This window comes from Undibacterium sp. FW305-107 (assembly GCF_058788535.1).
Genome location: NZ_JBYTAV010000010.1, coordinates 204,064 through 224,050 on the forward strand (window position 1 = coordinate 204,064; position 19,987 = coordinate 224,050).

23 protein-coding genes are annotated in these 19,987 nt (G+C 49.9%); 16 read left to right on the forward strand and 7 right to left on the reverse strand.

The genetic code is table 11. The features are described from left to right. Window positions 1-149: 149 nt before the first annotated feature. Window positions 150-1,058 (forward strand): hypothetical protein, encoded by a 909-nt coding sequence (locus tag AC3WQT_RS22050; RefSeq protein ID WP_492707118.1) that lies wholly within the window; start codon window positions 150-152, stop codon window positions 1,056-1,058. Window positions 1,059-1,316: 258 nt separating this feature from the next. Here AC3WQT_RS22050 and AC3WQT_RS22055 read toward each other — a convergent pair whose 3' ends face one another. Continuing rightward, window positions 1,317-1,745 carry an NINE protein gene (locus AC3WQT_RS22055; protein ID WP_492707120.1) on the reverse strand — a complete coding sequence of 143 codons (429 nt, stop codon included), beginning with the start codon at window positions 1,743-1,745 and terminating at the stop codon, window positions 1,317-1,319. A 185-nt stretch (window positions 1,746-1,930) separates the two neighbouring features. Between AC3WQT_RS22055 and rpsP the strand changes: the two genes are divergently transcribed. The 10 genes from rpsP (at window position 1,931) to AC3WQT_RS22105 (ending at window position 10,785) form a co-directional block, all read left to right on the forward strand. Continuing rightward, window positions 1,931-2,182, forward strand: a complete 252-nt coding sequence (gene rpsP / locus AC3WQT_RS22060) for a 30S ribosomal protein S16 (protein ID WP_110255824.1) — start codon at window positions 1,931-1,933, stop codon at window positions 2,180-2,182. Window positions 2,183-2,199: 17 nt separating this feature from the next. Further along, on the forward strand, window positions 2,200-2,742 hold the full coding sequence (gene rimM / locus AC3WQT_RS22065) for a ribosome maturation factor RimM (RefSeq protein WP_492707122.1): 543 nt from the start codon (window positions 2,200-2,202) through the stop codon (window positions 2,740-2,742). Window positions 2,743-2,911: 169 nt separating this feature from the next. Next, complete coding sequence (gene trmD, locus AC3WQT_RS22070) at window positions 2,912-3,658, forward strand: tRNA (guanosine(37)-N1)-methyltransferase TrmD (RefSeq protein WP_492707124.1); 747 nt, start codon at window positions 2,912-2,914, stop codon at window positions 3,656-3,658. Window positions 3,659-3,790: 132 nt separating this feature from the next. Continuing rightward, window positions 3,791-4,174 carry a 50S ribosomal protein L19 gene (gene rplS, locus AC3WQT_RS22075; RefSeq protein WP_186947495.1) on the forward strand — a complete coding sequence of 128 codons (384 nt, stop codon included), beginning with the start codon at window positions 3,791-3,793 and terminating at the stop codon, window positions 4,172-4,174. Between the two features lie 101 nt (window positions 4,175-4,275). Further along, the gene (locus AC3WQT_RS22080) at window positions 4,276-4,944 is read left to right on the forward strand and encodes a CoA pyrophosphatase (RefSeq protein WP_492707125.1); all 669 of its coding nucleotides are present in this window, start codon (window positions 4,276-4,278) and stop codon (window positions 4,942-4,944) included. A gap of 276 nt (window positions 4,945-5,220) precedes the next feature. Further along, complete coding sequence (locus AC3WQT_RS22085; protein ID WP_492707127.1) at window positions 5,221-6,171, forward strand: CobD/CbiB family protein; 951 nt, start codon at window positions 5,221-5,223, stop codon at window positions 6,169-6,171. Window positions 6,172-6,274: 103 nt separating this feature from the next. Further along, the gene (locus tag AC3WQT_RS22090; RefSeq protein WP_492707129.1) at window positions 6,275-6,844 is read left to right on the forward strand and encodes a GNAT family N-acetyltransferase; all 570 of its coding nucleotides are present in this window, start codon (window positions 6,275-6,277) and stop codon (window positions 6,842-6,844) included. A gap of 39 nt (window positions 6,845-6,883) precedes the next feature. Next, window positions 6,884-7,957, forward strand: a complete 1,074-nt coding sequence (locus AC3WQT_RS22095; RefSeq protein WP_492707130.1) for an acyltransferase family protein — start codon at window positions 6,884-6,886, stop codon at window positions 7,955-7,957. Between the two features lie 169 nt (window positions 7,958-8,126). After that, complete coding sequence (locus AC3WQT_RS22100) at window positions 8,127-9,539, forward strand: sigma-54-dependent transcriptional regulator (protein WP_492707131.1); 1,413 nt, start codon at window positions 8,127-8,129, stop codon at window positions 9,537-9,539. Beyond that, entirely contained in the window at window positions 9,529-10,785 is a 1,257-nt protein-coding gene (locus AC3WQT_RS22105) for a sensor histidine kinase (RefSeq protein WP_492707132.1), read from the forward strand. Before AC3WQT_RS22100 ends, AC3WQT_RS22105 begins: the two co-directional genes overlap by 11 nt. 86 nt (window positions 10,786-10,871) lie before the next feature. Here AC3WQT_RS22105 and AC3WQT_RS22110 read toward each other — a convergent pair whose 3' ends face one another. The 5 genes from AC3WQT_RS22110 to AC3WQT_RS22130 form a co-directional block, all read right to left on the reverse strand. Continuing rightward, window positions 10,872-13,106: a CocE/NonD family hydrolase gene (locus tag AC3WQT_RS22110; RefSeq protein ID WP_492707134.1), complete on the reverse strand. Its 2,235-nt coding sequence runs from the start codon at window positions 13,104-13,106 to the stop codon at window positions 10,872-10,874. A 146-nt stretch (window positions 13,107-13,252) separates the two neighbouring features. Further along, window positions 13,253-13,957: a hypothetical protein gene (locus AC3WQT_RS22115; protein ID WP_492707136.1), complete on the reverse strand. Its 705-nt coding sequence runs from the start codon at window positions 13,955-13,957 to the stop codon at window positions 13,253-13,255. Window position 13,958: 1 nt separating this feature from the next. Next, entirely contained in the window at window positions 13,959-14,456 is a 498-nt protein-coding gene (locus AC3WQT_RS22120) for an RNA polymerase sigma factor (RefSeq protein WP_492707138.1), read from the reverse strand. Window positions 14,457-14,464: 8 nt separating this feature from the next. Beyond that, window positions 14,465-15,739, reverse strand: a complete 1,275-nt coding sequence (locus AC3WQT_RS22125; protein WP_492707139.1) for an acyltransferase family protein — start codon at window positions 15,737-15,739, stop codon at window positions 14,465-14,467. 6 nt (window positions 15,740-15,745) lie between these two features. Further along, window positions 15,746-16,390: a hypothetical protein gene (locus tag AC3WQT_RS22130; protein WP_492707141.1), complete on the reverse strand. Its 645-nt coding sequence runs from the start codon at window positions 16,388-16,390 to the stop codon at window positions 15,746-15,748. A gap of 275 nt (window positions 16,391-16,665) precedes the next feature. Between AC3WQT_RS22130 and AC3WQT_RS22135 the strand changes: the two genes are divergently transcribed. The 5 genes from AC3WQT_RS22135 to AC3WQT_RS22155 all read left to right on the forward strand — a co-directional run bounded on the left by AC3WQT_RS22135 (window position 16,666) and on the right by AC3WQT_RS22155 (window position 19,008). After that, on the forward strand, window positions 16,666-17,109 hold the full coding sequence (locus AC3WQT_RS22135) for a DUF2946 domain-containing protein (protein WP_492707142.1): 444 nt from the start codon (window positions 16,666-16,668) through the stop codon (window positions 17,107-17,109). Window positions 17,110-17,223: 114 nt separating this feature from the next. After that, window positions 17,224-17,799 (forward strand): SCO family protein, encoded by a 576-nt coding sequence (locus tag AC3WQT_RS22140; RefSeq protein WP_492707144.1) that lies wholly within the window; start codon window positions 17,224-17,226, stop codon window positions 17,797-17,799. Between the two features lie 21 nt (window positions 17,800-17,820). After that, window positions 17,821-18,270, forward strand: a complete 450-nt coding sequence (locus AC3WQT_RS22145) for a copper chaperone PCu(A)C (RefSeq protein WP_492707145.1) — start codon at window positions 17,821-17,823, stop codon at window positions 18,268-18,270. A 10-nt stretch (window positions 18,271-18,280) separates the two neighbouring features. Next, window positions 18,281-18,481 (forward strand): hypothetical protein, encoded by a 201-nt coding sequence (locus tag AC3WQT_RS22150; protein ID WP_492707147.1) that lies wholly within the window; start codon window positions 18,281-18,283, stop codon window positions 18,479-18,481. Next, the gene (locus tag AC3WQT_RS22155; protein ID WP_492707149.1) at window positions 18,478-19,008 is read left to right on the forward strand and encodes a YcnI family copper-binding membrane protein; all 531 of its coding nucleotides are present in this window, start codon (window positions 18,478-18,480) and stop codon (window positions 19,006-19,008) included. Before AC3WQT_RS22150 ends, AC3WQT_RS22155 begins: the two co-directional genes overlap by 4 nt. Before the next feature lie 67 nt (window positions 19,009-19,075). Here AC3WQT_RS22155 and AC3WQT_RS22160 read toward each other — a convergent pair whose 3' ends face one another. Next, on the reverse strand, window positions 19,076-19,987 hold the full coding sequence (locus AC3WQT_RS22160; RefSeq protein ID WP_492707151.1) for an alpha/beta fold hydrolase: 912 nt from the start codon (window positions 19,985-19,987) through the stop codon (window positions 19,076-19,078).

The following is a 19,987-nucleotide window of genomic DNA, read 5'->3' on the forward strand; positions in this document are numbered from 1 at the left end:
AAAAATCATTGTTCAGTGTTAAACAACACACAGACGTGAAAGCCGCTGCCATCTATTCTGGGGCCGTTCTCTGGTTGTTTTTAATTAAGAAAAACTTGAGATTTTATTTCATAAGTCTTAACCAAAATTGAAAGCAGATGGATACCTATATGAATAACAATACTACTGAAGCAAACATGTTGGTAGTCACCCAAGACAATGCATCCCGTACAAGTACTTCCGGCGTGTCGTGGGGAGCGGTGCTTGGGGGTGCTGTGGCTGCAGCGGCACTGTCCCTGATATTGCTGATGCTGGGCGCTGGCCTTGGTTTGTCCGCGGTTTCGCCGTGGTCTTATAACGCCACAGTAATGGGAATTTCCACCATCGCCTGGATAGGGTTCACACAGCTTGCCGCATCCGGCATTGGCGGTTATATCGCAGGCCGCTTGCGTACCAAGTGGAGTAATGTGCATGATAACGAAGTGTATTTCCGCGACACGGCGCATGGCATGCTGGCATGGGCAGTTGCCTCCTTGTTGACGGTGGGCTTACTCGCCAGTGCTGCGCAAGGCATACTTGGTGGCGCAGCTGATGCTGCTGGTGCTGCGGTGACTGCAACAGCGGCGGTAGCTGGTAATGCCAAGGTCAATCCTGTGGATTATTTTACCGATATGCTTTTGCGTACTGAGCAAGCGTCGACTGCGCCGACCGATAGCGCCAGTGCTGGCACCGGTAATAGCAACAGCGTGCGCATGGAAGTTGGCCGCATATTGTCGACAGATATCGCTAACGGCTCGCTGTCACCGGGTGACCGGGATTACCTGGCCAGGCTGGTTGCCAAACGCACTGACATGACACAGGTAGATGCGACCAAGCGTGTTGATGCCGTATTTGATCAACTGAACAAGTCGGTTACTGATGCAAAAAATACTGCCAAAATTGCTGCTGACCAGGCTCGTAAAGCTGCCGCAAATTCTGCCCTGTGGATGTTTGTAGCCTTGCTGCTGGGTGCGTTCGTCGCCAGTCTGGCTGCAACATTGGGCGGCCGCCAGCGTGACGAGGCGCATGTGATTGCATGAGTCAGCAAAAACGTCTGCATAAAACTTTGCCATCGCTACTGAGTGTAGCAAGGACAAGCAACAACTAATTATTTCCTGGAGCCTATCATGCGTTCAATCCTGCTTTTATTACTCGGCATACCTCTTCCTATCGTTATTCTGATTGCCTTGTTTGTACGTTAAAAAATGCCTGCAACCTGATTGCAGGCATAGCAATAAAAAATGGCTCATTTTTACGATGAGCCATTTTCTTTTTTTTAGAGGAGTACTACGTAATCATCAGCCGTAAGCCCCACCGGTATATAGCAAATCAAAAGTGCGTGCGATGGCAGCAATCAATACAAACGCACCTACAGCCAATGTTAATACCAGCAGCAATGCCAGCGGCCAGTTGGACTCGCTGGTCTTGCCGGATTTGCTATTATGGCGCGCATCCCATTTTTCATCTGGCGTCAGGCCTATCACTAACGCTTCCAGTATGGCGATCAGAAAAGAAAACAATAAAAAACCATATTGCACGATCTCGGGTTTGCCAAAATAGAAATAGTGGATGACCATGCTGATAGGCAGTGTGATGAAATGCAGCCAGCCCCATTTATCTTTTTTACCACCCAGGTAAAAGCGGTGCACGCCTGCAGCGCCAAAGACAGCAGCCAGAAAAGTTGCCAGGGTTTTATTTTTATGTGGTGTTGTATCAGTGAGCGTCATTGCAGCCAGCCATCAAAGTCGAAGCTGTGATTGTATGCGATGACGGTATAGTGTGTCTCAATAGTCACGCTGATCAATAAAATCACCCTTCGGCAAGGGAAAAGTGGGATAGTCCTTGCGACTTACTCAAGAAGCGGGCTATAATCTACAGCTTTTTCCGCGTTCAGACATTTTTTGGAAATATTATGGTCGTTATTCGTTTAGCTCGTGGTGGCGCAAAAAAGCGCCCTTTTTACAACATCGTTGCAACTGATTCCCGTAATCGTCGCGATGGTCGCTTTATCGAGCGCATCGGTTTCTACAACCCAGTAGCTACTGGCAATGCAGAAACAGTACGCGTTGCAGCTGATCGCCTGGCTTACTGGCAAGGTGTTGGCGCTCAATTGTCTCCAGCAGTTGCTCGCCTGGTAGCTCAGTCCGGTAAAGCAGCAGCTTAATCGCTGCAAGCTGTATCATGACTGCTGCAGTCCATGCTCCTGATGATCTGGTCCTGGTTGGCTATATCTCGGGAGCATTTGGTATTCATGGCTGGGTAAGGATACGTCCTTATTCTGCTGATGCTGACGCATTAATGTCAGTAAAAACCTGGTGGTTGGATAAGCCTGAGTTGCGTGATGTTGATCGTCTGGAAGTTAAAATCCAGGGGGAAGACGTGGTTGCGCGGCTGGTGGGTGTGCCTGACAGAAATGCCGCAGAAGCACTGAAAGGTGCGACTGTACAAATTTCTCGCAAGCATTTTCCTGCTTTGGCGTCCGGTGAATTCTATTGGCTCGATCTGATAGGTTTGCAGGTAGATAATCTTCAGGGTGAGAATTTAGGTGTAGTCAGGGATTTGATGGACAATGGTGCGCATCCGATTTTACGGGTGGCGGCAGCGGATGTGCCTGAAAATGAACTGGTGAAACACGAACGCTTGATTCCTTTTGTAGAGGCTTTCGTCAAGGAAGTCGATCAAAAAGCAGGCAAAATCCAGGTTGACTGGGGTAGTGATTATTAACGTGATGAACTCAGAACCTGTTTACGATCTGTAGCGAGCGTGCGTCAGTGGGGTGAAGAGCAGCGCAGAAAGCGGAATGTACTTAAGTACATGAGCATTTTGAGCAGCACATGAACCCCGGTCACGCTCGCGCAGTAAGATCGTAAATAGGTTCTCAGAAGGCATAAGCATGCAGTTCGATGTCATTACGCTGTTCCCCGAAATGTTCGCTGCCATTACACAATCAGGTGTAACGAGGCGGGCTTTCGAGCAACAAAAATGCGAATTAAAGCTGTGGAATCCACGTGATTTTACGACTGACAGGCATCGTACCGTGGATGACCGGCCTTATGGCGGTGGCCCGGGTATGGTGATGCTGGCAAAACCCTTGCAGACCGCGATTGGGTCTGCCAAGGCACGCCAGAGTACCTTGTCTGCAGTGGCACCCAAAGTGATTTATCTGTCACCACAGGGTAAGCCGCTGACACATGAAAAGGTCATGCAACTGGCGGTAACGCCGGGCTTGATCTTGTTATGTGGCAGGTATGAGGCGGTAGATCAGCGTCTGCTGGATAATTACGTCGACGAAGAAATCAGCCTCGGCGATTTTGTCTTGTCTGGCGGTGAATTGCCAGCCATGGCCCTGATGGATGCTGTCATACGGCAAATCCCTGGCGTCTTGCATGATGATGCTTCGGCAATACAAGACAGTTTTGTCAATGGTTTGCTGGATTGCCCGCATTACACCAGGCCAGAAGTCTTTGAAGACCAGGCTGTGCCAGCCGTATTAATGGGGGGCAATCATGCTGAAATCGAAAAGTGGCGGCGTCAGCGTGCACTGGAAGCCAGTCAGTTAAAGCGTCCGGATTTAATCATCGCAGCGCGTGCGGCAGGCTTGTTAAGTCGTGCCGACGAAAAGTTTTTAAGCAGTTTGTAGTAATTTTCAGCTCTTGAGCTGAAATATTTAAGCGTGAATCTTCAATGATTCACATGTTAAACCCCATCCTCTACCGGGCATCAGCCAGAACCAGATTCTGCAGCGTCGGCAAGATGGTCATAGGAGTAAAAAATGGATCTGATCCAAAAATTAGAGCAAGAAGAAATTGCTCGCCTCGGCAAGAACATCCCTGACTTTGCGCCAGGTGATACAGTAGTTGTGAGCGTCAACGTTGTTGAAGGTACTCGCAAACGTGCACAGGCTTACGAAGGTGTAGTTATCTCCCGTCGTAACCGTGGTTTGAATTCCAACTTCATCGTCCGTAAGATTTCTTCCGGCGAAGGCGTTGAGCGTACATTCCAGTTGTACTCCCCACTGATCGCTTCTATTGAAGTGAAACGTCGCGGTGATGTACGTCGTGCAAAACTGTACTATCTGCGTGAACGCTCTGGTAAATCTGCTCGTATCAAAGAGAAATTGCCAGCACGTAAAGTTGTTGCAGCAAAAGCAGAGTAATATCTGTTTTAGCCGTATTGAAAAAGGATGCTCCGGCATCCTTTTTTTATTGCCCGGTTAAAGGCAAAATATGTCCAACAAGAAGAAAACTACCCTGTATCGTGAGCAAACCAGTTTTTGATCCTCAGGCTTTCCCTATCCACTCATTGGGTGAAGAAACGGCCGTGCCTGCCGAACATCTGTCGCCAGCCTGGCTGCGTCAGCGTTTTTTGCGGGAGCGTGAGTGGTCGCCAGAAGTTGTTGACGAGAGCTTTTTCTCCAAGAACCTGCCTTTCCGGCCAGCCTCGGTACTGATACCCATCGTCATGCGTGACCAGGGCCTGACCATGCTACTGACCGAAAGGGCTGCACATCTGCATCACCACCCTGGACAAATCAGCTTTCCAGGTGGGCGTTTTGAGGAGGAAGACATTGATCCTGTAACGACAGCCCTGCGCGAGGCGGAAGAAGAGATAGGCTTGCAACGCGAATATGTTGAAATTCTGGGACGTCTGCCAGAATATAAGACAGGCACAGGCTATCAGGTCAGCCCCATCGTTTCATTGATCATGCCCGGTTTTCCCGTACGTACCGATCCCTCAGAAGTTGCTTCCATTTTTGAAGTACCGTTGAGTTTCCTGATGGACGGCAAAAATCACCAGCGCCGTAGCTTTGATTTACCCGACAATGCAGGAAAACGGCATTTTTATGCCATGCCCTACGAGCAGCATTTCATCTGGGGGGCAACGGCGGGCATGCTGCGCAATCTGTTTCATTTCCTGCGTGCATGACAGTTGTAGGCTTGCCTTTAGTATCCTAAGTTGCTAATTCATATAACAAATCCGGCGAAAATCGCTACGACGCTGCGTCTCAAATGCGCGCAAGGCACCAGCCTTGCTGTGCTTTGCTCCTAGCCTTGTAACGAGTTCTCCAGATTTGTTATTGATTGAATTAATAATCCAGGGCACTAGAACAAAGCTTCATAATCTGGGCAAATCGGTTTACACTTGCCGCATTTGCAAATTGATTGTTTGCAGCATTGCGCTGCAACATAAGCCCAGTCTACCATGACCTTTATTTCCATCCTGTTAGCGCTGTTGATTGAGCAGCTCAAGCCCTTGCGGGCAGATAACCCCATCTATACGCAAATCCAGACGCTGGCTGACAAAATCGAAGCCTCCTTCAATGCCGGCAAGGTTAAGCATGGCCGCCTGGGATGGTGGATAGTCATCGCCTCGCTGACCTTGCCAACTGCTCTGATCTACTGGCTGTGTTTGCGCCTCAATCCGATTGCTGCCTTGCTGTGGAATGTACTCATCGTCTATCTGACCCTGGGCTTCCGCCGTTACAGTCATTATTTCACCTCGATACAACTGGCCCTGAGTTCTGGCGACGAAGATACCGCCAGGCGTTATCTGGCTGAATGGACGCATCTGGATACCACTGGCATGGAAGTGTCAGAAATTTCGCGCCTTGCCGTCGAGCGTTCATTGATCGCCACCCACCGCAATGTTTTTGGCGTGTTCTTCTGGTTCCTCATGCCTGTGGGTCCGGCTTGTGCCGTCATGTACCGCGCAGCAGAATACTTGTCGCGTGCCTGGAACGAACCTGAGCATATGAAAAACGAAGAATTTGGTGTCTATGCAGCCAAAGTCTTTTACTGGATAGACTGGGTGCCAGCCCGCCTGACGGCCGTTGCCTTTGCCGTGGTTGGTAATTTTGAAGACGCGGTCTACTCCTGGCGTAATTATGCCGACCGCTGGTCAGATGAACTGGTCGGCATCATCCTGTCCGCCGGTGGTGGTGCCCTTGGCGTGCGTCTGGGTGAACCAGAAGAAAAAGCCATGGTCTTGCAAGCAGATGCGACGGCAGTCGATGTCGACAGCCTGGAACTGGAAAGCCAGCCAGGCGCCGAGGCTTCACCACGCGCCTTGCAAAGCGCAGTCGGTCTGGTTTGGAGAGCGCTGTTGCTATGGATGCTGTTGCTCTTGCTCCTCTCCTTCGCAGTCTGGATATAAAAACTAGCCCTGTTCAAAACAGGGCTTTTTTTTGCCTGTTCACTTAATCGCAGCGGACATTGATCAGGCTATACTTGTTATATCTGCATACTAATTATTTATAATGAAAAAAATTACTGCCTCCGGTATTTGCCTGCGTGCTTATGAAGCAGACGATGCTGACGTGTTTGCAGCCGTAGTCCGTGAATCAGTAGAAACCGTAGGCCGCTGGATGGGTTGGTGCCACGCCGATTTTAATAGTGACCATGCACGCGACTGGTTTGCCACATGTGATAAAGGGCGGGAAGAAGGTACGGCCTATGAGTTTGGTATCTTCAGCGAAGATGGCAAGGAATTGCTGGGTGGTGCGGGCTTGAACATGATCAGCAAATTGCATAATTACTGCAATCTCGGTTACTGGATCAGGCAGTCTGAACAAGGGAAGGGTATTGCCACCAGGGCGACCGTGCTGCTGGCTGATGCCGGTTTCAGGGAGCTGGGTTTTAACCGCATAGAGATAGTCGCTGCCGAAGGCAATGTCAACAGTATCGCCGTCGCAAAAAAAGTGGGCGCGCAGCTCGAATGCATGGCACGTAATCGCCTGATGGTTGGCGGTGTTCCGGTGACTGCAGCGGTGCATTCTTTATTGCGACAAGACTGGCAGGCACAGCCAGAATATCTGGCGCAAAAATAGCATGCGTCAAGTTCCAGTGAAGCTTCATTAATCTAGCCTATGTCAGAGCGCAACGCCAGCATCGATATTGCCAAAGGCATAGGAATTATCCTCGTCGTCTTTGGACACAACTGGATCATTGCTCATGATCATGGCGAGCTGTTCCGTATTATCTTTTCGTTCCACATGCCCCTGTTTTTCTTTTTGTCCGGGGCAGTTCTGCATCATGACACTGCTTTTAAAGATTTTCTGGTATTCAAAGTCGATGCCTTACTGAAGTCTTTCTTTGTTGTGCTGTCAACCTGGGGGCTGGCGCGCGTTGCTTTGTCAGGTGTGGATGCGCGTACTTATTTGCTGGGCATGTTCTACGGCACTGGCAACACCATAGAGTGGGTACCACTATGGTATTTACCGCATTTGTTTCTCGCCATATTGCTGGCCTGGATAGTCCTGCGTCTGACGAATCACCTGCGTCCCGGATTATTGCTGCCGGTGTTTTGTACAGGTATTTTGCTGGCTTTGGGTGTCATCACGACACATTTTTTTGCGGGTTTGGATGCGCAGCAATTTGACAGACTCAATCTTTTGCTCGGTAATCGCCAGCACAATTTCCCGGGCTTGCCTTGGAGTCTGGACCTGATAGGCATCAGTACTGCTTTTATTTTGCTCGGCTATGTCATGCACGAGTATGTCATGCGCTTCAGTTTTCAGCCCTGGATTTTTGCCATTGCGCTGATATTGTTCGCAGCCCTGCATTTCTTTTTTGATGAAACCATCGATTTGAATATGCGCCTGTATGGCAACTGGTGGATATCAACTGCGCAGGCTTTGTTGGGCATCTATCTGGTTTTGTCGATATCAACTTGCCTGCAGTATACCGGCAAGTTGGGCGCGACTCTGGCCTATCTGGGCACCAGCAGTTTATTCATCATGATTTTCCATTCATGGATAGAGTGGAAAATATTCGGCATGTTGTCACGCTGGAGTACATCTGAATACCTGAACGCCAGCCTGGCATTTATTGCAGGATTATTGCTGCCCCTGCTGTTGCTGAGCCTGGTCAAAAAGAGCAAATTCTTGCATGGCTTGCTCTTGCCCAAGACCCATATCCCTAAAGTGCGGAACAAGACGTGATCAGTGTCCGTTTCCGCACACTGCGCCTGTTCGTAAATGAACAATACCGCTTGTTTGTCTATAGAACTCCAATAAAGAACCTGCACTGATTGCCGCTGCAGCAATGCAGGATTACAATCATTCGCACTAGTATTTATAAATGCGAAACCGAGTTTCTATCAAACCCTTCATGCAAGCCCCCGACATTGTTAAAAACGCAGTATTGAAGACTTCTGTACTCATCATTGATGATGACCCCGATGTTGCCTGTGCTGCCCAGCTTTTATTGCGCAGGCATTGCCAGCACGTCGGCACGCTGACCGATACCGCTCAACTAGATACTTGCCTGCAAGCGGACATGCCTGATGTCGTTTTACTTGACATGAACTTCACGCCAGGTCGTACCGATGGCGCAGAAGGCCTGGCCTTATTGGATCTGTTGCGTGCCACGCATCCTGCGCCCGCCGTTATCATGCTGACCGCTTATGCGGATGTCCCGCTGGCGGTGGAAGCCTTGAAGCGCGGCGCCTGTGATTTCATCACCAAACCCTGGAATAATGAACGCCTGCTTGCCGCCGTATTGGGTGCCGCTGGCCGTTACAACAGGCAAGACCAGGCTTTGCAGGATGAAGATTTTCCAGAATTGATGGGGCATGCGGCCAGCATGCGCGAACTGAAAGCCATGATCAAAAGCGTCGCTCCCACAGAAGCGAATGTGTTGATACTCGGTGAAAACGGCGCAGGCAAAGAACTGGTAGCACGCGCCATCCATCAACATTCACTGCGCAGCAAGGCCACATTCCTGCCTGTGGATATGGGCAGCATACCCGAATCGACTTTTGAAACCGAAATGTATGGTCACAAGAAAGGCGCATTTACCGATGCCAGACAAGACCGGGCAGGGCGCTTTCAAACCGCTGCAGGTGGTGTACTTTTTCTTGATGAAATCGGCAACCTGCCACTGGGTGCACAAGCCAAATTATTGCATGCACTGGAACGCCGCGAAATGACACCCATAGGTGCAGACAAGGCAGAGAAAATCAATGTACGCGTCATCAGCGCTACCAATTTGAATGAAGCCAGTTTATTTGATTCTGGCGTGTTTCGCACCGACCTTTTGTTTCGCCTGAATACTATCGTTTTGCGCGTGCCTGCATTGCGTGAACGGGTGGCCGATATCCCCTTGTTGCTAGGTCATTATTTGCATAGTTATCAGCAACAATACCAACGTCCTGCCCGTGAAATTGCAGAATCAGCACTGGCAAGCTTATGTGCCTATACCTGGCCTGGCAATGTCAGGGAATTGCGTCATGCATGTGAGCGGGCGGTCATACTGGCAACGCAAGACTGCTATGCCTTTACTGACTTTGGTTTGTCTGCTGGCGGCACAGCGTTGACGAAATCTGCTTCAGCGCCCCCGCTGCAAAATCCAGTTGTGACTGAAAATCCAATGGCTACACCTGAATACAAGCTGGCAGCTCTGGAGCGCGAAACCATTGCCAATGCCATGAACAAGGCCGAAGGCAATATCAGCCAGGCTGCAAAATTGCTAGGGTTAAGCCGTGCTGCCCTTTACCGCAAGCTGGAAAAGCATGATATTTGAACTGACCTCCAGCCCGCACAGAAAGCTGGCTGCTGTCATCGGCATGTTGATTGTTGTTAGTGCTGCAGTGGCCGCGACTTATCTAATCACTATAGGGCAAAGTACGCATCAACTACGCTGGACTACTCTGTTGATTATGCTGGCTGCAATTGGTCTGGGTGTGTTTGGCTGGGGCATGCATGGGCTGGCTGCGCGCCAGGCCAGGTCAGAGACTGGCTATCAACTGCCCACCATGCAAGCTGAGGGCTTGCAGGCTTTGGCATTGACACTGGAAAGCCATCTCGAGCATGCACCCATTGCCCTTTTCTGTGTAGAGAATAAGGGGGCAGAAAAAATCGTCCGCCCCTTGAATGGCAATGCCCGCCGCCTGACCGCGCCTGGCAGGATAATCGAGGTCAGCCAGCTATATGCACAAATCCTCGCCCAGGCGACGGGCAAACGCAGCATGATCAGCTTTGAGACTGAGCAAGGCCAGGAACGTGCCTTGCTGGCCAGCAGTAGTCTTACCATACAAACTCAGACGCAGATCATTGTGGCATTGATGCCGGTAGAGACTGAACTGCAAATGGAAGCACAGCAAGCCTGGCAAAAACTCATACGTGTACTCACGCATGAGATCATGAATTCATTAACGCCTGTCGCTTCCTTATCCAGTACTGCTAATGACATGCTCAATGACTTGCAATTGCCATCGCAAAGCGCCACAGACCTGGCACTTGCGCTTGACGCCATCAGCCGGCGCGCATATGGTCTGGTGGATTTTGTCGGCAGTTATCGTAGCCTGACCAATCTGCCTGCTGCACAGACTGAAAGAGTGCAATTACAAGACTTGTTTACACGTATCTCATCTCTCGTCAGCCCACAATGGCAGGCGCGTGGCGGTGTATTGCAATTCAATGTGGAACCAGCAAATCTCGAAGTCATGACAGATCCGGTGCAACTCGAGCAGGCTTTGATTAACCTCATCAAGAATGCTCAGGAAGCGACGGCATTGGTCAGTCAACCACAACTGCATATACAAGCCAGGCTCAGCCGTGGCGCACGTCTGCGCATAGAAGTCAGCGACAATGGGCCCGGCGTGCCCGAAGATCTGATCTCGCAAATCTTCACGCCGTTCTTCTCCACCAAAGAACATGGCAGCGGCATAGGTCTGGCTTTGGTCAGGCAATTGATACAAGGGAATGGCGGTACAGTCAGATATGCCGCGACTGTTGGTGGTGGTGCGAAATTTATTATCAGCTTGTGAAGTGAGCGCAGGTGCGTGGGTTTGGGATTCACCCAAGCGTTCTGAAAGTAGCATCACCAAATAAATGCATTTGGCGATGCTCATATTTATTTGCTGGGCTGTCCGAACGGCACCCGGATATAACTGCCACTGAGTAATTGCAATGCTATTGGCTTGCCTGCATCGGCGATGGTTTCGTCGCTGACGTCCTTGCCCGTACCATAATTGATTTGCAAGTCAGCTTGTTTGGGTATGCCAATGACGATGACTATTTTGCTACCCGCCTGTGTCTGACGGCTGGTGATGCGCGGAGCGACAAAGTCAACAAGTTGGCGTTTGCCTGGTTGCAGTAAATGACGCTGAGTGCGGTCTTTGGCATAGCTGGCACGACCCAGGTAAGACGCCAGTTCAAAATAATCACCATTGGGCATTTGTTCATACAGCGTGACTGTCAGGTCTACATCTTTTTTATTCACTGTGAATTCCAGGTGGCCGGCAAACAGGCCACTGACTTCTGTGGTTTGCGGCAAGGTATCTGAAACAAAGACCAGTGCATTGCGGGTATTCAAAGTCTTGCTGACGCGTGGCAGGCTTTCTTGTTCATTGACATCATCCCGTTTTGCCATATCAACAGTCAGGGTAAGCGGGCGCTGTCTGGCTTCAGGTTTTTGCAATAATTGATGCGTTGCTCCTTGTTGTGCAGGTGTGCCAAGATAGTAGTCTATATGGCTGCTTTGCATGGCTGCCAGGCTGGGTGCATGCTTCCAGATATTCGCCCCCATCACCTGATAATTGACTTTGTCCTTGAGTATCTCTGGCTTGGTGCCGCCTTTGAATTGATAATCAAACCATTGCAGTCGCAACGCGGCCAAATCCAGTTTGGCCACTTGCTCTATGGTGTAACCAGACTCAGTCGCTGGTACGCCGCCTTGCATGGCGAAATGGTTGTAAGGGCCTATCAGCAAGGTGTGATCAGCATTTGGCAGATAATGTGTATGCTGCTGGAAGTAATATAGTGCGCCAACTTGTGCACCATCAAAATAACCGGTAGTACTCAGGATAGGGATATTAATTTTCGAGAATTCTTGCTGATAAGGGATCATGGCTTGCCAGTAACTATCATAGGCGGGATGCTCCAGCCAGCGTCTATGAATGGGATTGGCTATGCCATCTATCTTATCGAGCTCGCGATACGCCGTGCCTTTTGTGTACCAGGTCTTGTCGAGATTTTTCCAGCGCTGTTCATCACCATAGGCATCATTGTCCAGGGACTTATTATTAGTGACATAGGGTATCCATGGATATAAAAAATTCATGAAGACATTACCTTGGGCAGGTATGTCTACGCCCGGTGCCGCACTGGCTGAAATGACCATGGCTTTCAGGGCCCTGGGTATTTTTTTTGCCGTAGACCATTGGGTGTAGGCATTGTAACTACCGCCATACATGCCGACTTTACCGTCACTCCAGTCCTGTTTTTCTATCCAGGCGATAACTGTACGCGCATCTTCACCATCATGTTCATACGGTACGATCTTGTCTGGGCTGCGACCTTTGCCGCGGGTGTAACTGACAACACTGGCATAACCACGTGCCGCCATTTTTTTTGCATCGGCGCGGCTCCAGTTATCTTCCGCGTAAATGGTAAAGCCCATCAAGGTCGTATACTTCTTCTGGCTGCCATTTTGCTCTCTGGGGCGTATGAGCAAAGTCGCAATCTGTGTGCCATCGGCTGTTGGTATCAGCAACTCTTCGGTAACATAGCGACGCTGATCATCTTCCTTCAGCAGCGTTGGGCTTAAAGGAATAACTTTTGAATAGACCAGCCATGCCAGATACTGGCGGCTCAGGTTTGCAGCATCTTTCAGCGGGAGTGCCGTTTTACCGGCATGTTCTTTCAATTGTCGCTGCAATTCTGCTTCCAGGCGTTCGACTGAAGTACCCAAGGCAAAAGTGGCATCTTGTGCTGCTTCACCGTCCAGATGAGAAAACACATCCTGAAAAGCCAGCTTGTATGCCTCCTCAAAACTTAGCTTGCGCTGAGTTTGCAATTCCAGTGTTTTTGCGTACAACTCATAAATGACGAACAGTGTCTCAGTATTGTTTTGTCCGCGCTGCTTTGCCTGCGTACGCCATTCCTGTATTGCCTGACGTGCAGCTTCGGGTTGCGCATTGAGTAACTGCAAGCGGAACAATTGATTGGCATCCCATTTTTTACCATCCATACCACCACGTTCGAGGAGGGATTTTGCCATTGCAGCCATGGTTTTTTCTATCGCTGCTGTTTGTGCCAATCCTGGTCCTGCAAGTGTGACGGGGGCATCATCAGTTTGGGCTAACACTGGATTTTGTAAGTTCAGTGCAAAAACAAGGACAGCAAGATTCATACAAAAACGCATGTGTCACCTTGGGGCTAATGAGGAGGGCGGTTGCCATTTTAAAAATGGCATTAAAGATAACATAATTTATAAGTGCCTACATCAAAAATTCAGTTAATTTGATGACGGTCGCTGGCACTTGTTTCATCAGGCATTTCTTCAAACTGCGCAATCTTGCTCAGGAACTGACGCGTCTGGATAATATCCTTGCCTGCCAACATATCCGTGAACGCCTGGAAACGGACTGAGTGCTTTAAGCGGCCAGACAGCAATTTTGAAATACCTATCGCCAATGGGATAAATAACACACCACCAATCAGGCTCGGTCCTATGAAGTTCTGGGTTTTGAGGTACAGGTCAACCCCGAACACACCTTTAAAAAACACCAGCAGGAAAGGAATGAACCAGACTATCTGCCCCAGTAAGAATGCCCACTTGAACAGGTTCAGGCGTCTGGCCTTGTGCTCGGCCAATTGTTTTTGTACAGTCGTGATGGGCTGGCCAAAATCCATATCTTGCAAGGCATGGCGTAGCTTATGGTTGAGTATTGGCAGGGTGATGGTCCAGGCCAGCAAAGCCAAGGCGGGCAGGGCGAATTGCCAATTACTGATGTAATGTCCCAGAAACCAAACCAGGTAAATAAATACTGGTGTACCGGCGATGATTTCATATTTGTCGACCCAGCCCCATTTGGCGATTTCGCGTCTGTGTTGCTCCAGTAAAGTCAGGCGCAGCATTTGCGTATTCATTCTGACGGCCTGTTCCAGACGCTGGTCCCTGGCTTCCCATTCGGCTTTCAAGAGATCGAGATTCATGTTAGCTGCTTTCTGCAAACCTGGTTTGCAATTTCTGTTTGATGCGCGTCATGCGCGTGGCAACATTAGCTGCACTCAGGCCCATGATGCTGGCGATTTCATCATTGCTGTAGCCGTCCATGAACAGCAGGATCAGGGCGCGATTGAGTTCATCCAGTTCGCTGATGAGCTTGTCCAGCGTGCGCATATTGTCACTTTGGGCGCTGTAGAGCTGATCTGCTTCGGCGATGTCCAGGCCGAACTCTTCCAGCGGTACCGTGTCGCGCACTTGCCGGGTTTCACTGCGGTAGTGTGATATAGCGACATTCATGGCGATGCGGTACATCCAGGTAGAAAACTGCACACGCTGATCAAAACTGCGGAACGAACGCCACAATTGCATCACCATGTCCTGCACCAGATCACGCCTGTCCTCAGCATGACGGCAATAGCTATAAGCCACCTTGTATAAAAGGCGTTTGTGTGAAGCGAGTTGCAGCAAGAAGAGTTCTTCGTCCATATACTCGTTCATATACCTCTTGCCCGTACAGGCGGTTGGTGACCAGCATGGCGCTGACCATTCAAGACCTTGCCGATAAAAGTGAACCTGACCAGATAGTGATAACTGAGCAAAGCCACTGCCAGCGTCACCAGCAAGACTGCTGCCAGCTTGAATGTCCAATGCCATTCACTTCGCGATACCAGCGCCTGTAAGGCCATTACCAAAGGCAGGTGCACGAGGTAAATCCAGTAAGAAGCATCTGCCAGATAGCGTATCGTCAGATTCGCATGTTTCATGAATTTTAATGCCAGACCAGTCAGGCCAAAGCAAAAATTCCATGCAGCAGTGGCATACAGGCAAGCATAGATCAATTTGCTGTCATCATGTACTGCCGGTACCAGTTGTGGTGCCAGACTGGTCAGGTACAGGCAGCTACCTGAGAGCAATGCAGCCAAGCCCAGATGCCAGCCCCAGCGTCTCTGCCACTGAGGCAGCGTGGCAGGCGATTGCTGCAACATCCAGCCCAATCCAAACGCCATGCCAAAACTGACCCAGGCTGCACGACCAGGATAAAGCGACTGATCCGGTGTAGGTACACCAAACCAGCTCACCCAGTAAGGCGTATAAAACAAGGCTAGCGCCACTGGCAGCGCCAGCAGTACAGGGCCAGCCCAGCCGGTCAGCGCTGGCATCAGCAAATCGGCAAACCTTTTCAGATGCGGCAATATGCCCAGACGTTTGCAGCATGCCCAGAGACCTAAGTACACAGCGTATAGCAGCGTCAACATGTACAAAAACCATAAATGCGCCAGCGGGAAGCTGTCTGCTCTAAACTCAGGTGAGGGCGGCATTTTTTTGGGCAGGCTACCACCGTTACGCACCCAGGCCGCCAGCACGATGGCCGCAATGATGGCGGTAAATATCACCGGCCAGCCGACCAGCAAGGGCAAGACTATGCGTTTGAACCTGTCCTTGATGAAGCCAGCCCAGCCCTTTTTTTGCAAAACCAGATGCGCAAAATAACCTGCAAGCAAAAAGAACAAAGGCATCCTGAATACATGGATGACAAAAAACACTGGTCCCAGTAATTCAGTTTTTTGATTATCGCTGACGACCCAAAAGAATTTTGCACCAGGCAAAAAAGACATGGTCGCGTGCAATAACACCCCCAGCATTAAAGCCCCCGCACGCAAGGCATCCAGACCATGCATGCGTCCGCTAACGGACTCAGCGGTAACTTCAGCCTTCACCGCTGACGAAACGCCAGAGTGAGCCACATCAAAAGTGAGATCGCTTTGCATGGCTGCTCAATTCGCTGAAGTACGTTGAAAGCGACTGGCGGCAATCGCCGGATTATGTTCTACTGCATCCACCACCATGCTCATGCGCTGCGTAGAGCCCTTGGTACCAATCTCAAAGCGATAAGCCATCATCAAACCATCCTGTAAGCGATAGTCGCTGGTGTACACCTCCAGCTCCGTCATGCGCCCCATGATCTGGCGCTTTTGCAGGCGTTTGATTTCCAGAAAACTGCCCGCATCCAGATAGATAGTCGATTCACCCGTGGCGGGGATACTGACTTTCAGCACATGCACACGCCGCCCGTCCTGGGTTTCCAGTCCGGCATATTGCAAAGGGAAGCCCTGCTTTTGCGCAGCTACCAATATCCCGTCAAAATAACTTTCTTCCAGCATGGCCGGTAATTCTTCTGCAGACAGATCAACAGCACGCTTGCCACTAGGCAGGAAAGGATCAATCTTCCATGCATCCTTACCGTCATAACTGGAAATTTGTACTTGTCCCTGCACCTGTACCTCCCGGCGCAAGAGGTTAGGGCGTTTCGCATCTACCGTCGTCGGGATTTCAAACGGTGCCATCCCTATGATGCGCAACTTGACCCGGCGCGACTGCACCTTGCTGAAATCCCCCAGCGCCGCCAGATGGCTTTGCATGACACTGTCCAGTGTTGTGGCCGCTGTAGTTGGCAAATTGGTTTTAGCGGGTTGGGCAAATGCAGTGCAAGACCAGCATGCATAAAATAAGACAAGTACAAAACAGCGTAATAGAATCAAGCCGTACATGATATCTCCCTGAAATGATGAGTCTATGTTTAGCGTGTTCATGTAATGCATCGCTAAACTCTTACTCTTTTATTCGCAGGGGACAGGGGAAATTTACAAGTGGGTCAAATTATTTTCTATAGCCATGAGAGCAATATTCCTGCCGCATGGTTAATCAGGTCGGCTTTGGTTATAATCTACCCATGCGTATTTCTCTCCGACTCCGACACCTGACGATATGGCTTGCATGTCTTGCATTGCTGTTCAATGGTTTGCTGCCAGCCATGGCTGACGGGATGGTAGGGAATGCTTCTGTTGGTAGCCAGCCTGGTGTTGTTGAGGTTTGTAGTGCCGATGGTGTCAAACTGATTGATGCTGTGACAGGCAAGCTGATCAAGCTTGTCGCTGGCAAGTCTGCGCAAGACAAGCAGCATATGGCTGCGCATTGCGCTTATTGCTTGCCGCATGCGGGGCATGATTTTGTGTTGCCCGCGTCTGTTTCCTGTCTACCACAGGGCAACTTGGCTGAGGCTGCACCCTTACTGTTTTATCAATCCCCGCATACTTTATTCATCTGGACGGCGGCGCAGCCGCGTGGCCCACCTGCCTGACTGAGTTGAATTTCCTTCCTGTTTTACCTGACGCTTTGTTTGTGAGCGGGTAAGACGATATCAATCCATCATCTCATTATCTTTGATGACGATGAATGAAAAAAAGAAATCGAAATGAAACGTCGTTCTGTATTGACGCTGCTAGGCAGCATGTCATTGCTGGCTTGCAGCCGCACGCCTGTAACTTTCAATGGCATTGATATTACCGGTGCCAACTATGCCAGTGATTTTCACCTGCGCGGGCACGATGGCAAGGATTACAGCCTGGCCAGTTTCAAGGGCAAGTGTCTGCTGATATTCTTTGGCTTTACCCAATGCCCGGATATTTGCCCTACGGCCTTGAGCCGTGCTGTACATATACGCAAATTATTGGGAGACAAAGCTGAGCAATTGCAGGTCATTTTCATTACCATAGACCCGGAAAGAGATGCGCCCGAATTGCTGGCACAATATATGAAAGCATTTGATCCCGGTTTTTTGGGCTTGTATGGCGATATGAAGCAAACGCAGGAAGTTGCTGCCGCCTTCAAGGTGTTTTACCAAAAAGTGCCTAGCGGTAGTTCTTATACCATGGACCATACTGCGATCAGTTATGTGTTTGATGCTCAGGGCAAGATACGTCTGGCTTTAAAACATGAGCAAACAGCAGAACAATGTGCAGCAGATTTGCGCGCACTGATGAATACATAGAATGCAAAAAGGAAATAAAGAATGAATACAATCAATAAAGTCGGGATGGCTTTGGCTGCATCTGTTTTGGCAATCTCAGCCCAGGCGCAAGTTACCGTCAGTGAAGCCTGGGTGCGCGCTACCGTTATCCAGCAAAAAGCGACGGGTGCTTTCATGCAAATCAAATCCGTCAAGGATACCCGCTTGCTGGAAGTGCGCTCACCAGTGGCTGGCGTTGTCGAAATCCATAAAATGGAAATGGCCGACAATATGATGAAAATGCGTGCTGTCGATAGCATAGACCTGCCTGCTGGCAAGCTAGTAGAACTCAAGCCTGGTTCTTACCATGTCATGCTGCTGGATTTGAAGGCACAGGTCAAGGAAGGGGATGTGGTGCCTGTGACTCTGGTTGTAGAAGGTAAAGACAAGAAGCGCGAAACTATAGAAGTCAAAGCGATCGCAAAACCCTTGAACCAGGCAATGCAGCATTGATGGGGGAGATATGAGTCAAACCAAAAGAACGGGATTTAGTTTCATGAAGCTGCTGCAGTGTTTCAATATTGCGGCGATTTGTGCGCTGGCGGTATGGCATGCCTATGCATTTTATCTTCATCAGGCGATATCGCTTCAGGCCAGGCCAGCAGTGATTGAATTTCAATTCCAGCCTGTTCATCAGAAAAATACTCCAAGGATAATCACATGAAAAAACTATTGCTTATCAGCTTCTTCGCCGCAGGCAATATGTTGACATATGCTGCCCATGCACATGTCACGCTGGAACAAGGTAAAGCCAATGCGGGCGCATACCATAAGCTGATGTTTAAAATCGGCCATGGTTGTGAGGGCAGTGCAACTAATACGGTAAAGGTCAGCATCCCTGAAAACGTCAGTGGTGCCAAACCCATGCCTAAAGCGGGCTGGCAAATCGATACCAGCATACAGCCCTTGAGTGTGCCGTATAACTCGCATGGTAAAACCATCAGCCAGGATGTACGTGAAGTAAGCTGGACTGGTGGCCCATTGCCTGATGCTTATTACGATGAGTTTTCAATACAGGTGAAGTTGCCAGAGAAGGCGGGCAAGGTCTACTTCAAGGTGACACAGTTATGTGAAAAAGGTCGGCTGGACTGGGTAGAAATCCCGGCAGATGGCCAGGCTGCCAAGGGTTTGAAAACACCGGCGCCAGTATTGGAGATATTAGAAAAAACAGAAGCTACGCATCATCATTAATACAATAGCCGTAAAAAAATCCCTTGCACTATTCTTGGTGCAAGGGATTTTTATCAAGAACACCTGTTCACTCTACGGTTTTCAAGAAATTATTGAGTACTTCTGCAAATGCCTGAGGTTGATCCAGCATAGGGAAGTGGCGGGCATTATTGATGGCAATGACTTGCAATGTGGGCGCACCCTGCAGCAAGGATAGATAGTAAGCATTTTTTGCTTCCAGACTGATATTACGCACAGCAAAATCAGCCGTATAGTAAGGTGATATCTCCAGCAAAGGCACCAGAACTTTCGGCATGTCCTTGCGCAAGTCCATACTGACGATTTCACTGGCATAGCTTGCGGTGGCTCCAGGGTCACTCTTGCTGGTATGTACGGCTACCTTTTGTGCAAGTTGCTCATCGATGACACCCATGGTGCGCATGTATTGCAATTGCCCGGCCGCGAAAATTTCCTGCGTTGGCGCTGTCATTTGTGCTTTAAAGCGGGCCGCCAGGGCCGGGCGCTGCTCTGCTGGCGTATTTTCTGTACCAGGGAAAACTGGCAAGCCATCTACAGCAATGATGCCACGTATTAATTCACTATGCTGCTGGGCAAACCAGATCGCCAGTGTGGCACCTATACTATGTCCGACCAGTACCGGTTTATCGAGTTTTTGCTTCTGTATTAATTCTAGCAGGGATGCCTTGGCTTTTTCCAGCAGCGGGCCTTCGGTGGCAGGCTTGCCATCAAACCCGGCCAGGGTGACGACATACAAAGCGTGATTTTTTTCCAGTTGCTTGACCGTGCCCTCCCACACCCAGGCACCGCTGGCGAGGCCAGGTATAAGGATCAAGGGCGTGCCCTGCTTGCCATGATGTTCGACATGCATGCTGCCGACCTGGAAGTGATTGTCTGTGTCTGCTGCGTGGGATGGTAAGGTGATGCCAAATACGCAGGCGACACTGACAGCGAGTGCCATGATGAGATGCTTGATGTGCAT